This is a genomic window from Streptomyces ipomoeae 91-03, assembly GCF_000317595.1.
Taxonomy (GTDB): Bacteria; Actinomycetota; Actinomycetes; order Streptomycetales; family Streptomycetaceae; genus Streptomyces; species Streptomyces ipomoeae.
Genome location: NZ_AEJC01000158.1, coordinates 14,489 through 28,421 on the forward strand (window position 1 = coordinate 14,489; position 13,933 = coordinate 28,421).

General features: G+C 70.9%; 12 protein-coding genes. 8 read left to right on the top strand and 4 right to left on the bottom strand.

Annotation, left to right across the window (positions count from 1 at the left end; genetic code table 11):
* Positions 1 to 34 precede the first annotated feature (34 nt).
* The gene (locus STRIP9103_RS10340; protein ID WP_009307302.1) at positions 35 to 1,273 is read right to left on the bottom strand and encodes a CocE/NonD family hydrolase; all 1,239 of its coding nucleotides are present in this window, start codon (positions 1,271 to 1,273) and stop codon (positions 35 to 37) included.
* On the bottom strand, positions 1,270 to 1,929 hold the full coding sequence (locus STRIP9103_RS10345; RefSeq protein WP_078613855.1) for a TetR/AcrR family transcriptional regulator: 660 nt from the start codon (positions 1,927 to 1,929) through the stop codon (positions 1,270 to 1,272). The genes STRIP9103_RS10340 and STRIP9103_RS10345 overlap by 4 nt, the downstream gene beginning before the upstream one ends.
* A 119-nt stretch (positions 1,930 to 2,048) precedes the next feature.
* Here STRIP9103_RS10345 and miaB point away from each other — a divergent pair, with 119 nt between their 5' ends.
* Entirely contained in the window at positions 2,049 to 3,578 is a 1,530-nt protein-coding gene (miaB, locus tag STRIP9103_RS10350; RefSeq protein ID WP_009307293.1) for a tRNA (N6-isopentenyl adenosine(37)-C2)-methylthiotransferase MiaB, read from the top strand.
* 76 nt (positions 3,579 to 3,654) lie between these two features.
* Positions 3,655 to 4,377, top strand: a complete 723-nt coding sequence (locus STRIP9103_RS10355) for a class III extradiol dioxygenase subunit B-like domain-containing protein (protein ID WP_009307294.1) — start codon at positions 3,655 to 3,657, stop codon at positions 4,375 to 4,377.
* Between the two features lie 127 nt (positions 4,378 to 4,504).
* Here STRIP9103_RS10355 and STRIP9103_RS10360 read toward each other — a convergent pair whose 3' ends face one another.
* Positions 4,505 to 4,795 carry an antitoxin gene (locus STRIP9103_RS10360; RefSeq protein WP_009307309.1) on the bottom strand — a complete coding sequence of 97 codons (291 nt, stop codon included), beginning with the start codon at positions 4,793 to 4,795 and terminating at the stop codon, positions 4,505 to 4,507.
* A gap of 24 nt (positions 4,796 to 4,819) precedes the next feature.
* A complete protein-coding gene (locus STRIP9103_RS10365) occupies positions 4,820 to 5,080 on the bottom strand; it encodes a hypothetical protein (protein ID WP_234022165.1) in 261 nt (86 codons plus the stop codon).
* Between the two features lie 194 nt (positions 5,081 to 5,274).
* On the opposite strand from STRIP9103_RS10365, the gene miaA reads away from it, so the two are divergent.
* From miaA to hflX, 6 genes are all read left to right on the top strand, one after another.
* Positions 5,275 to 6,213 carry a tRNA (adenosine(37)-N6)-dimethylallyltransferase MiaA gene (gene miaA, locus STRIP9103_RS10370; protein WP_009307291.1) on the top strand — a complete coding sequence of 313 codons (939 nt, stop codon included), beginning with the start codon at positions 5,275 to 5,277 and terminating at the stop codon, positions 6,211 to 6,213.
* A 102-nt stretch (positions 6,214 to 6,315) separates the two neighbouring features.
* On the top strand, positions 6,316 to 6,846 hold the full coding sequence (locus tag STRIP9103_RS10375) for a hypothetical protein (protein WP_009307305.1): 531 nt from the start codon (positions 6,316 to 6,318) through the stop codon (positions 6,844 to 6,846).
* A 105-nt stretch (positions 6,847 to 6,951) separates the two neighbouring features.
* The gene (gene dapF / locus STRIP9103_RS10380; RefSeq protein WP_009307307.1) at positions 6,952 to 7,845 is read left to right on the top strand and encodes a diaminopimelate epimerase; all 894 of its coding nucleotides are present in this window, start codon (positions 6,952 to 6,954) and stop codon (positions 7,843 to 7,845) included.
* Positions 7,846 to 8,143: 298 nt separating this feature from the next.
* Positions 8,144 to 10,327, top strand: a complete 2,184-nt coding sequence (locus STRIP9103_RS10385) for a RelA/SpoT family protein (protein ID WP_199790526.1) — start codon at positions 8,144 to 8,146, stop codon at positions 10,325 to 10,327.
* A gap of 90 nt (positions 10,328 to 10,417) precedes the next feature.
* Positions 10,418 to 11,977 carry a M1 family metallopeptidase gene (locus STRIP9103_RS10390; RefSeq protein ID WP_009307318.1) on the top strand — a complete coding sequence of 520 codons (1,560 nt, stop codon included), beginning with the start codon at positions 10,418 to 10,420 and terminating at the stop codon, positions 11,975 to 11,977.
* Positions 11,978 to 12,256: 279 nt separating this feature from the next.
* Positions 12,257 to 13,753 carry a GTPase HflX gene (gene hflX / locus STRIP9103_RS10395; RefSeq protein WP_009307298.1) on the top strand — a complete coding sequence of 499 codons (1,497 nt, stop codon included), beginning with the start codon at positions 12,257 to 12,259 and terminating at the stop codon, positions 13,751 to 13,753.
* The last annotated feature ends 180 nt before the right edge of the window (positions 13,754 to 13,933 follow it).

Genomic DNA, 13,933 nt, shown 5'->3' on the forward strand with positions numbered 1-13,933 from the left:
CCCGAGACAGGCTGTTCTTGGCAGACCACCTGTCCTACGCGGAGCCCCGTCCCCTTGCCCCCACTTTCCTCGAACCGCTTGACACATCCTCCCGACCCTTAACTACGCGGCATTGACCCTTGACCAGCCGTACGCCACCGACCGCCGGGGTCGGATCGGCGGGGTCGTAGCGGTACCGGTCGGACGCGGAGGCGGCGGGCGGTTCGACCGCGAGGACGCCACCGGCGTGGAGATGGAAGCGCTGCGGCTCGTAACCCTCCGGCGGCCAGGACGCGAAGTCGCGCCAGGCCTCCTCACCCATGACGTACAGCCGGACCGGTGGCCGCGGCGGTGGCTGCTCGCCGCGTGCGTGGGCGAGCCCGAACTCCAGTGCCTCCTCGAACGGTACGCCGGTGAACTCCGCGTGTGTCCACGGTCCGACGGTCAGCCGTGCCGGGCGCCCCGCGTCCTGCAGCACCCGGAAGTCGCGCAACTGGCCCGGCAGGAAGATGTCGTACCACCCGGCGATCGAGCTGACCGGCACGGTCACCTCGGCCACCCGGTCCCGGTGGTCGAGCCCCGTCCAGCGGGGTGCGTCCGCGTCATGGGCGAGGATGTCCTGGATGTACGCGGAGCGCTCGCCGATCGCGGCGACGTCGGCCCTGCCGAGGGGGAGCGTCCACAGCGCCTGTGCCGTCTTCTTGAGCCGGGCCGGTTGACGCAGAACCGCCAGCCGACGCTCCTGGGTGCCGACCAGCGCTCCCCAGCCGAACGGCGTCTCCAGCGACATGCCGTCCGCGCGCAGGAACTCCAGCGTCAGCGCCGACTCGGTCACCTGCGGGACCATCGCCTTGACCTGCGGGGGCAGCCGGTCGGCGACCGCCCACTGCACATGGCCCAGATAACTCATGCCGTACAGCACGATCGCGTCGCCGGACCAGGGTTGTTTCACCAGCCAGTCGAGGGTCGCGAGGCCGTCCGCGCGCTCCTGCCGCATCGGGTCGAAGGTCCCGCCGGAGCCGAACCCGCCGCGCACGCTCTGGATCAGGACCTGGTAGCCACGCTCAGCCAAGGGCCGGGCCAGCATCGTGCCGAACGGACCGCGCCGACCGTACGGGGTGCGTATCAGCGCGGTCGGCAGGCCCTCACCGCCGGTCCGCGGCGCCCAGCGGTCCGCCAGCAGCTCGACCCCGTCGGGCATCGGTATCCGCAGATCCCGCTCCATCGCCAGATCCCGGGTCGTCGGCGGCGACAGCTTCAGCCGCCGCTGGATGAGATGGCTGATCAGGTTCACGGTCGGTCCTCCAGGGCCGAGGTACCGACGGACGGAGGTACGGCTGTCTCCGGGGCGTCGGCGGACTGGTGGTGGGCGGCGGTGGACAGCACGGACGTCACGCGCAGCAGACGGTCGGTGAACGCCTCGGGGTCGAGCGGGTCGGCGGCCTCCACCACCCACGCCGTGACGAAGGCGGCCCCGCCACCGGCCAGGAACGTCGCCATGTCGTCGACGGTCTGCGGGTCGAGACGGTCGCCGTACAGCTGCCGCACGCTCTGTCGGTTGACCGGCAGAAGCAGGCTGATCAACCCGCGATCCAGGGCGAACGCGCAGGACCCGGTGAGCAGGGCACGGTAGAAGACCCGGTGCTCGGCGAAGTGCCGCGACACCGCCAGCGCCCGGTCCCGCCCGCTCGTCTCCGGCGGGCAATCCATGAGCCGCGGCAGCAACTCACGGCGCGCGAGATCGAGCCCGGCCTCCAGCAACAGCGTGTCGCGGTCGCCGAAGTGCTGGTACACGACCCGCCGGCTCACATCCGCAGCCTCGGCGATGTCGGACAACGCGACGGCCGCCGTACCGCGCTCGGTCACCAACTCCACCGCGGCGCGCATGAGCGCGGCCCGCGAACGACGCACCCGACGGTCCTTCGCCGGCTCAGGCAGCTTCAGGTCCATGGCGAGATAATGCACACCTGTTACTAATGAAGCAAGTGTTCTCTTTCTGGCCGCTCGGAAAGGGCCCCACCCGGGCCGAGCCGGGTCGGCGGTCTCCGGGGAACGCCTACTCTTGAGCCATGACCAGCAGCAGCGACCGGAGCCTCGCAGTGGACGTTCAAGCACCCAAGAGCTACGAAATCCGCACTTACGGGTGCCAGATGAACGTCCATGACTCCGAACGCCTGTCCGGCCTCCTGGAGGAGGCCGGGTATGTGCGCGCACCCGAGGGGGCGGACGGCGACGCGGACGTCGTCGTCTTCAACACCTGCGCGGTCCGTGAGAACGCCGACAACCGGCTGTACGGCAACCTCGGCCGCCTCGCGCCCAAGAAGGCGAGCCGCCCCGGGATGCAGATCGCCGTCGGCGGCTGTCTGGCGCAGAAGGACCGGGACACCATCGTGAAGAAGGCGCCCTGGGTGGACGTCGTCTTCGGCACGCACAACATCGGCAAGCTGCCGGTCCTGCTGGAGCGCGCCCGGGTCCAGGACGAGGCCCAGGTGGAGATCGCCGAGTCGCTCGAGGCCTTCCCCTCCACCCTGCCGACGCGCCGCGAGAGCGCCTACGCCGCCTGGGTCTCGATCTCCGTCGGCTGCAACAACACCTGCACGTTCTGCATCGTCCCGGCGCTGCGCGGCAAGGAGAAGGACCGCCGTACCGGCGACATCCTCGCCGAGATCGAGGCCCTGGTCGGCGAGGGCGTCTCCGAGATCACGCTGCTCGGTCAGAACGTCAACGCGTACGGCTCCGACATCGGCGACCGCGAGGCCTTCAGCAAGCTGCTGCGGGCCTGCGGGAAGATCGAGGGCCTGGAGCGTGTCCGCTTCACCTCCCCGCACCCGCGCGACTTCACCGACGACGTGATCGCCGCCATGGCCGAGACGCCGAACGTGATGCCGCAGCTGCACATGCCGCTCCAGTCCGGCTCGGACACGGTCCTGAAGGCGATGCGCCGCTCGTACCGGCAGGAGCGTTACCTCGGGATCATCGAGAAGGTGCGGGCCGCCATTCCGCACGCGGCGATCACCACCGACATCATCGTTGGCTTCCCCGGCGAGACCGAGGAGGACTTCGAGCAGACGATGCACGTGGTGCGCGAGGCCCGCTTCGCGCAGGCGTTCACCTTCCAGTACTCCAAGCGCCCCGGCACTCCGGCCGCGACCATGGAGAACCAGATCCCCAAGCAGGTCGTCCAGGCGCGGTACGAGCGTCTCGTCGCCCTCCAGGAGGAGATCTCCTGGGAGGAGAACAAGAAGCAGGTCGGCCGCACCCTGGAGCTGATGGTCGCCGAGGGCGAGGGCCGCAAGGACGGCGCCACCCGCCGCCTCTCCGGCCGCGCCCCCGACAACCGTCTGGTCCACTTCACCAAGCCCGACCAGGAGGTCCGCCCCGGCGACGTCGTCACCGTCGAGATCACCTACGCCGCCCCGCACCACCTTCTCGCCGAGGGGGCCGTTCTCGACGTACGCCGCACGCGCGCGGGCGACGCCTGGGAGAAGCGGAACGCGGCCGAGGCGGCGAAGCCGGCGGGCGTGATGCTGGGCCTGCCGAAGATCGGGGCCCCGGAGCCGCTGCCGGCGGCCACGGGGAGTGGCTGCGGCTGCGACTGAGTCCCGCGGCGCAACCTCACCGACGTGCTGATCGAGGACTGACACCCGGTCGTCCTGCGGCGTTACCCTGCCGATCATGCTTGTCGCCGCCGCCGTCTGCCCCTGTCCGCCCCTGCTCGTGCCCGAGGTGGCCGCGGGGGCGGCGCCCGAGTTGGACGCCGCGCGGGACGCGTGTGCGGATGCGCTCGGTGTGCTCGCGGCCGCCTGTCCCGACCGGCTGGTGGTCGTGGGCCCCGCAGAGGAGGGCGGGTCGTACGAGGAGGGCGCGCGCGGCTCGTTCCGGGGGTTCGGGGTGGATCTCGACGTCCGCCTGGGCCGCGGCGGTACGAGGGCCCCGGACGCGCCGTCTGCCGCACCCGCGCTGCCCGCCTCCCTCGCCGTGGCCGCCTGGCTGCTGGACCACACCGACTGGGCCGACGCTCCCGTACGGGGTCTCGGCGTGGGGGAACTCCTCGCCGCCGAGCGGTGTATCCAACTCGGAAGGGACATCGCCGGATCCGCCGAGCGCGTGGCCCTGCTCGTGATGGGAGACGCCAGCGCATGCCGCACCCTCAAGGCCCCGGGCTACCTGGACGACCGCGCGGCCGACTTCGACGCGGGGATCGCCCGGGCGCTCGGTACCGCGGACATCGCCGCCCTCAAGGCGCTCGACGCGGGGCTGGCCCAGGAACTCAAGGCCTCCGGGCGCGCCCCCTGGCAGGTCCTCGCAGGTGCCGCCGAGCACGTCGGCCTGGGCGGCACCCTGCTGTACGACGAAGCGCCGTACGGGGTGGGGTACCTGGTGGCGGCCTGGTCGTAGCCACGGTCGCACGCGCCGAACGCCCTGGGGAATCCCGCACAGGACACGGCTCGCGGCACCTCGCACCGATACGGCGGACGGCCGGGAGGCTCATGCACTCCGCGGCCGTCCGTCGATGTGAGGGGGTTCAGGAAGTCGGGGGCGGCGGTGCCGCCTCGCCGGGCGGAGGCGGAGGCGGAGGCGGGGGCGTGGGGCCGCCGCCCTCGGCGTCCTTGTGCGCGAGTCGGTCCATGGCGTGCTTGGCCCTGCCCGTGCCCGACTGGATCTTTTCGCTGTACTTCCCCTTGGTCCTCTTGTCGACCGCATGCGCGGCCTTGTCGAGACCGTGCTGGATCTTCTCCTCGTGCTTCTGCGCGAGGTGCGAGACCTTTTCCTTGGCAGGGGAGAGTTTGGATTTCAAATTATCCCTAAGACCCATGGTTCACCTTCCCGCGCGGGTCATTCACTTACGGGCGCCCTCGCCGGCCTGCTCGGCGGTCTGCTGCTTGGGGATCTCCACCTCGTCCGCCGCACCGGTCTCGTCGTCCCCGGCTTCGGGCTCGGTCGCCCCGTCCGCCGCGTCGGTCTCGACCGCGGAGGCCTCGGGCCCGGCCTCGTCCTCGGCCTTGTCAGTCTTGCCGGCCCCTTCCGCCTCGGTCTCGGCGGCCGTCGCGGTGGTCGGCTCGGTGGCCTCGTCCGCGTCCTTCGCCTTTCGTCGGAACAATGAAAAAACGCCCATATCGACCTCAATGCTACTCATGCGGGTTAATTACCGCGCTTCCCGGAGCGTCCGATTGCGTCAGCCGGGTCACCGGCACTCGAAATCGGCGCTTCGAACTCGCAACAGCAACGACCCCGATCGCGTAGCGTCACGTAGCTCGTTCGAGAAGAGGTCCCGACATTTGCGAGACTGGGGCGGTGAGTAGCGCAGTTCCCGCCCCGCGGGTCATCGCCGTCGTCGGGCCGACCGCGGCGGGCAAGTCCGATCTCGGTGTCTTCCTGGCCCAGCGGCTCGGCGGCGAAGTCGTCAACGCCGATTCCATGCAGCTCTACCGGGGGATGGACATCGGCACCGCCAAGCTGACCCCCGAGGAGCGCGCCGGAGTCCCACACCACCTCCTGGACATCTGGGACGTCACGGTCGCCGCCAGCGTCGCCGAGTACCAGCGGCTCGCCAGGGCGCGCATCGACGCCCTGCTCGCCGAGGGCCGCTGGCCGATCCTGGTGGGCGGCTCCGGGCTGTACGTGCGCGGGGCCGTCGACAACCTGGAGTTCCCCGGCACCGACCCCGAGGTCCGGGCCCGGCTGGAGGAGGAGCTCACGCTGCGTGGCTCCGGCGCCCTGCACGCCCGGCTCGCCGCCGCCGACCCCGAGGCGGCCCAGGCGATCCTGCCCAGCAACGGCCGCCGGATCGTCCGAGCCCTCGAAGTGATCGAGATCACCGGCCGGCCCTTCACGGCCAACCTCCCGGGGCATGACTCGGTCTACGACACCGTCCAGATCGGCGTCGATGTGACGCGCCCCGAGCTCGACGAGCGCATCGCGCGCCGGGTCGACCGCATGTGGGAGGCCGGGCTGGTCGAGGAAGTGCGCGCACTGGAGGCGCAGGGGTTGCGTGAGGGGCGTACGGCATCACGCGCGCTTGGCTACCAGCAGGTCCTCGCGGCGCTCTCCGGGCAGTGCACCATGGACGAGGCCCTGGCCGAGACCGTACGTGCCACCAAGCGCTTCGCGCGCCGTCAGGATTCATGGTTCAGGCGCGACCCCAGGGTGCATTGGCTCAAGGGGGGAGTCGCGGACCTGACAGAACTCCCGCAGCTCGCGCTGGCGTTGGTCGAACGACCGGTTACAGCCTGATCACGTCATGGCATCGGGTCGCTCCGGCGGTCATCCGGGCCTGCGGGGGCGTGCCATCATCGAGCTTCGATCGACCAAGTGGAGTCCGAGTTGGGAGGGCGCGTGGCGATGGAGGCCGGCCCTCGCGACACCGCACAAGGCGCGGAGCACGGTGCCGCGGAGGACGGGGAACAGCTGGTTACCGAGGGGTACGCACTGGACTCCGACGGCGAACCGCTGAGCCCGGACGGGCCCGACGACCAAGCTCCGGACGGCGTGAGCGACGACGGACCGGAACCGGACGAGATGTCCGCACCGGAGGTCGAGGTCGAACTGCGCCCGCAGCGCAGACTGCGTCTGTGGCAGCTCGCTCCCATCGTGGGCCTCGCCGCGGTCGGCTCCCTGATGTTCGCCTTCCCGCTCGCCTTCGAGTTCGGTGACGGCGGCGCCGTGGTCGCCATGCTCGGCCTGCTGATCTGCTCCACCGCGGCCGGCTGGGGCATGATGGCCGCCCGCAAGGTCGGCTACACATGGCCCGGCCTGCCCCAGCGGGGCTCCGGCCGCCGCCCCGACTGGCGAGTCGTGCTGGCCTACGCCCTGGTGGTCGCCGCGGTGGCCGTACTGGCCGTGTGGCGGGTGGCCCGGCTCCGCTGAGGCCCGGGCCGGCGACGCTCCTCCGGGTGCGCTGCGCAGCCGCCGGCCGGCGAGGGCTGGTCACGGTGGCGACACGGTGTCGTAGCCAGCCCGTACGATCGAGGAATGAGCACGCGGATCGCCTTCCTCAAGGGTCACGGGACTGAGAACGACTTCGTGATCGTCCCGGACCCCGAGAACGTCATCGACCTGTCCCCGGCCGCCGTCGCCGCCCTGTGCGACCGGCGCGCGGGCATCGGAGGCGACGGCGTGCTGCACGTCGTGCGCTCGGCCGCGCACCCCGAGGCCAAGGAGATGGCGGCCGAGGCGGAGTGGTTCATGGACTACCGCAACGGCGACGGATCGATCGCGGAGATGTGCGGAAACGGCGTCCGGGTCTTCGCCCGCTACCTCCAGCACGCCGGCCATGTCACCGAGGGCGACCTCGCCGTCGCCACGCGCGGGGGCGTGAAGACCGTCCACATCGCGAAGACCGCATCCACCAGCGGCTCCGGCACGGGCGACATCACCGTCGGCATGGGCAAGGCGAGATTCCCCGGAGGGGACGTCACCGTGAGCGTCGGCGAGCGGAGCTGGCCCGCGCACAACGTGAACATGGGCAACCCGCACGCGGTCGCCTTCGTCGACGACCTGGCCGACGCCGGTGATCTGTACTCGGCGCCGCCCTTCAGCCCCGCCTCCGCCTACCCGGACGGGGTCAACGTCGAGTTCGTCGTCGACCGGGGCCCCCGCCATGTCGCGATGCGGGTCCATGAGCGCGGCTCGGGGGAGACCCGCTCCTGCGGCACGGGCGCGTGCGCCGTCGCCGTGGCCACCGCCCGCCGCGACGGCGCCGACCCGGCCGAGACGGGCACCCCGGCCGTCTACACCGTCGATGTGCCCGGCGGGACCCTGGTGATCACCGAGCGGTCCGACGGCGAGATCGAGATGACCGGTCCCGCGGTGATCGTCGCCGAGGGCGAGATCGACCTCAAGTGGCTGGAAAGCGTGGCCCGTTGAGGCCCTGTCAGGCTTGAGATGGCGGTATGCGTAGCCGGGATGCCATCAACATCCAAGCCTGTGAGGCATTCAGGGGTTCGAATCAACGGAACACTCCACAATGGGGTGGCTTGAAATCGTAAACGCCAGAACCTTCGCTCGAATGGGTGATCCGTTTCACGCTCGGCGAGAGGCGGTCGGACGGGCGTGGTGGGCTCGGTAGCATCAAGCACCGGCACGGACGGGGGAACGACACGAACCCCGAGCCGCCGCACGCCCTGGGGCACCCGTCCGCCGGTCCACGCAGCCGGAGGTGCCCATGAGCGCGGAGGCCACGAACCCCGCCGTATCGCCCGCCCCTGCGCCGCCACCAGCGCACCGCAGGAAGGGCCGACCTCGTATCGACCTGCGCCGCCTGGGACGCGCCGCACTCCTGGGCCCGACGACCCGCGACCGGTTGCCCGACGCGATCAGCCATGTCGTCGAGGCCCACCGTGCCCACCACCCCGACGCCGACCTGGATCCGCTGCGCCGGGCGTACCTCCTCGCGGAGTCCTCGCACCGCGGCCAGATGCGCAAGAGCGGCGAGCCGTACATCACCCACCCGCTCGCCGTCACCCTGATCCTCGCCGAACTCGGCGCGGAGACCACGACCCTGACGGCCTCTCTGCTCCATGACACTGTCGAGGACACCGACGTCACGCTCGATCAGGTGCGCGAGCAGTTCGGCGAGGAAGTGCGCTATCTCGTCGACGGCGTCACCAAGTTGGAGAAGGTCGACTACGGGGCCGCCGCCGAGCCCGAGACCTTCCGCAAGATGCTCGTCGCCACCGGCAACGACGTCCGCGTGATGTCGATCAAACTCGCCGACCGGCTGCACAACATGCGCACCCTCGGTGTGATGCGCCCCGAGAAGCAGGAACGCATCGCCAAGGTCACCAGGGACGTCCTCATCCCGCTCGCCGAACGGCTCGGCGTCCAGGCGCTCAAGACCGAACTGGAGGACCTCGTCTTCGCGATCCTCCACCCCGAGGAGTACGAGCACACACGCGAGCTCATCGTCGACAACGCCGCCCAGGAGAACGACCCGCTCGCCGAGATCGCCGAAGAGGTGCGCGGAGTCCTGCGCGAGGCCGGCATCCAGGCCGAAGTCCTCATCCGGCCACGGCACTTCGTCTCCCTGCACCGGGTCTCCCGAAAACGCGGGCAGCTGCGCGGGACCGACTTCGGCCGCCTCCTGGTGCTCGTCAACGAGGACGCCGACTGCTACGCGGTCCTCGGCGAGCTGCACACCTGTCTGACGCCGGTGGTCTCGGAGTTCAAGGACTTCATCGCCGTACCGAAGTTCAACCTGTACCAGTCGCTGCACACGGCCGTCGCCCGCGTGGACGGACAGGTCGCCGAAGTCCTCATCCGTACGCACCAGATGCACAAGGTCGCCGAGGCCGGCGTCGTCGCGCTGGGCAATCCGTACGCTCCTCCTTCGGAGGAGCAGACCGACGGCCGGCGGACCGACGCGGAGCGGGCCGTGGACGACGTGGAGCGCGCCGACCCCACGCGGCCCGGCTGGCTCTCCCGGCTGCTCGAATGGCAGGAGGCCGCGCCGGACGCCGACATGTTCTGGTCGACCCTGCGCGAGGATCTCGCCCAGGACCGCGAGATCACCGTGTTCCGGCCCGACGGGGGAGCGTTGGGGCTTCCCGAGGGCGCCAGTTGTGTGGACGCCGCGTACGCGCAGTACGGCGAGGACGCGCACGCCTGTATCGGCGCCCGCGTCAACGGCCGCCTGGCGACTCTGAGCACGGTCCTGCGGGACGGCGACACCGTCCAGCTCCTCATGGGCCAGGACCCGGCCTCGGAGCCTTCCAGAGAGTGGCTGGAGCACGCCCACACACCCGCCGCGCGCATCGCCATCCAGCGCTGGCTCGCCACCCACCCCCAGCCCACCGCCGACGAGCAGGAGGCCCTCGACGGCGAACGCCGGGACGAGGCACCGGCCCCCCGCCCCGCCCCCGACGAGCCCGCCGCCGCACCCGGCGCCACCAGCGCCGTGGTCGTCGTCGGCCGGCCCGAGGCGAACGCCCGTCTCGCCGGCTGCTGTACGCCCGTACCGCCCGACGAGGTCATCGGGTTCGCCGTCCGCGGGGGGGTGGTGACCGTGCACCGCGTCGAGTGCGCCGCCGTGGCGCGAATGAAGGGCCTGGGGCGCGCGGCGGTCGACGTGAGCTGGGGGGACACCACCGAGTGCCGGGTCACGCTCGTTGCCGAATCCTTCCAGCGACCCCACCTCCTCGCCGACCTCACCGAAGCCATCGCCTTGGAGGGCGTCGCCATCGTCTCCGCCACCGTCGAACCCCCCGCCCAGCAGCACGTCCGCCACACGTACACGCTGCAACTCCCGGACGCGGCCCACCTCCCGAGCCTCATGCGCGCCATGCGCAACGTGCCCGGCGTGTACGACGTCGGACGCGCCCAGCACCAGGCGGCGACCGCGTCACGGTGAGTCCAGTGGGCGGCGCCCGGTGGTCCCCGTTCGAGTGGGCCCGCCGCGCGTCGTCGGCGCGCGGCGGAGGCGCGCTGGTAGCGGTGATCCATGCCGCTCACCCCATACACCAGGACTCGCCGCACGTTCCTCGCGCCACGCCTCGGACCCCGCCGTACGCCGCCCGAACCGGGCGCCAGAACCCGTCGCACCAAGGTGGCGTTGCTCGCCTCCGCCGTCTCCGTCTGCCTGATCGCCGCGAGCGCGCCCTCGCCCGCCGTACCCCTCGGCATCGGTGACCGGCTCTTCCCGCACCTCGGCAACCCGGGGTACGACGTGCAGTCGTACGACCTCGCCTTCACGTACACCGGCAGCAACCGTGAGCCGCTCACGGCCGTCACCACGATCGACGCCCGGACGACCTCCCGGCTCGAACTGGTCAATCTTGACTTCACCCACGGGAAGGCGTACTCGGTCGAGGTCGACGGAGCGCCCGCCGCCTTCACCGGCGCGGGCGAGGACCTGGTGATCACACCCCGGGAACCGCTCCCCGCGGCCGGCCGGGTGCGCATCACCGTGCGGCACACCAGCGACCCCGTGTACACGGGCGACGAGGAGGGCGGCTGGCTGCGCACCGCCGACGGGCTGGCCATGGCCAATCAGGCCGACGCCGCGCACGTGGTGTTCCCCTGCAACGACCACCCCTCCGACAAGGCGATGTTCACCGTCCGCGTCACCGTGCCCGACGGTTACACGGCCGTCTCCAACGGTCTGGCCGTCGGCAAGGACAGCGCCCGCGGGGCCACCACCTGGACGTATCGCACCGAGCACCCCATGGCCACCGAACTCGCCCAGGTCTCCATCGGCCGCTCCGCGGTGCTGCACCGGGCCGGGCCGAACGGTCTGCCCGTCCGTGACGTCGTCCCCACGAAGGACCGCGAGAGGCTCGAACCGTGGCTGAGGAAGACACCGGCCCAGATCGAGTGGATGGAGGAGAAGGTCGGACGCTACCCCTTCGAGACGTACGGAGTGCTGATCGCCGAGGCGCAGACCGGCTTCGAACTGGAGACGCAGACCCTCTCTCTCTTCGAGAGAGACCTGTTCGCGCACTCCGAGTACCCGAAGTGGTACATCGAGTCGCTCATGGTGCATGAGCTGGCACACCAGTGGTTCGGCAACAGCGTCAGCCCTCGCACATGGTCCGACCTGTGGCTGAACGAGGGCCACGCCACCTGGTACGAGGCCCTGTACGCGGAGGAGACCGCCGGGCGGCCCATGGCGGAGCGCATGAAGGCCGCCTACGGTTCCTCCGACGGCTGGCGCGCCACCGGGGGACCCCTGGCGGCACCGAAGAAGCCCAAGGACGGCCAGAAGATCGGCATCTTCCGGGCCAACGTCTACGACGGTGCCGCGCTTTTCCTGTACGCCCTGCGCCAGGAGATCGGCCGCTCCGCCTTCGAGCGGTTGCAGCGGGCCTGGGTGTACCTCCACCGTGACGGCGTCGCCTCGACCGCCGACTTCCAGCAGCTCGCCTCCACGATCGCCGGACGCGACCTTGCTGTCTTCTTCCACGCCTGGCTGTACGGGGAGAAGACGCCGCCCATGCCGGGGCACCCGGACTGGAAGTCGGCCCCGGCCCCGGCCCCGGCGCAGGCATCGGTGAAGCGGTAGGTGGTACTCGGCGGGTGGTAGGCGGGTTCACCCGGTGTGCGGGCGGGAAATAACCCGCGTGACGAGACGGGGCGTGCCGTGCGACCATCTTCGAGTCGGCGGCGCGGCCCACACCCGACCTGGTGGGGTCCGGTCCTCCAGGGGCAAGATCTCCCCCAGGGGCAGGATCAGGGTCGGCCGAGGCCCGTTCGGGGAATCTCCCGGACGGCCCGGGCGTTGTCGCCAGTGACGGATCTCGATCCGTTGTCTCTCCGGTATCCCCTTCGACGTAAGGATCCAATGACCTCCTCTTCATCCCCTTCCCAGGCCGCACAGCGCGCCTTCGCGCAGAACAACACCGAAGGTCTTCGGGCCGATGCCCTGATGGAAGAGGACGTCGCCTGGAGCTTCGAGATCGACGGCGAGCGGGACGGCGACCAGTTCGACCGCTCCGACCGTGCGGCCCTGCGCCGAGTCGCGGGCCTCTCCACCGAGCTGGAGGACGTCACCGAGGTCGAGTACCGCCAGCTCCGCCTGGAGCGCGTCGTACTCGTCGGGGTCTGGACCTCGGGCACGGTACGGGACGCGGAGAACTCGCTGGCCGAGCTGGCCGCTCTCGCCGAGACCGCGGGCGCGCTCGTGCTCGACGGCGTGATCCAGCGCCGCGACAAGCCGGACGCGGCGACGTACATCGGCTCCGGCAAGGCCGACGAGCTGCGCGACATCGTGCTCGAAACGGGCGCGGACACCGTCATCTGCGACGGTGAGCTCAGCCCGGGCCAGCTCATCCACCTCGAAGACGTCGTCAAGGTCAAGGTCATCGACCGTACGGCCCTGATCCTCGACATCTTCGCCCAGCACGCCAAGTCCCGGGAGGGCAAGGCACAGGTCGCGCTCGCGCAGATGCAGTACATGCTGCCGCGACTGCGAGGCTGGGGTCAGTCGCTGTCCCGGCAGATGGGCGGCGGCAAGGGCGGCGGCCTCGCCACCCGTGGTCCCGGTGAGACCAAGATCGAGACGGACCGGCGTCGGATCCGCGAGAAGATGGCGAAGATGCGCCGGGAGATCGCGGAGATGAAGACCGGCCGCGAGATCAAGCGCCAGGAGCGTCGGCGCAACAAGGTGCCCTCGGTCGCCATCGCGGGCTACACCAACGCCGGCAAGTCCTCCTTGCTCAACCGCCTCACGGGCGCGGGCGTGCTGGTCGAGAACGCCCTGTTCGCCACCCTCGACCCGACCGTGCGCCGGGCCGAGAGCCCGAGCGGACTGCTGTACACGCTGGCCGACACGGTCGGCTTCGTCCGGCATCTGCCGCACCACCTGGTCGAGGCGTTCCGCTCCACGATGGAGGAGGTCGGCGAGTCCGACCTGATCCTGCACGTGGTCGACGGCTCGCACCCGAACCCGGAGGAGCAGCTGGCCGCCGTACGCGAGGTGATCAGGGACGTCGGCGCCACCGACGTACCCGAGATCGTCGTGATCAACAAGGCGGACGCGGCCGACCCGCTGGTCCTCCAACGGCTGCTGCGGAACGAGAAGCGCTCCATCGCGGTCTCGGCCCGCACCGGCCAGGGCATCGACGAGCTGCTCGCTCTCGTCGACAGCGAACTGCCACGCCCCTCGGTGGAGATCGAGGCGCTCGTGCCCTACACCCACGGCAAGCTCGTCGCCCGCACCCACACCGAGGGTGAGGTGATCTCCGAGGAGCACACCCCGGAGGGCACCCTGCTCAAGGCCCGGGTGCACGAGGAACTGGCCGCGGACCTGGCACCGTACGTTCCGGCCGCGACGGGCTGACGCGCGAGGGCGTTCGGCGGCTGGCTCGCTGCCTGGCTGTCCGATCCGCCGTGCGTCCCGCGTAGCGACCACTGAGCCGCCGCTGTACGTATCCGAAGGCCCGCCCCTCCGCCGAGGGGCGGGCCTTCGGTCTGTTACAGCGGCGGCTCAGTGGTCGCTACGCGGGACGCACGGCGGATC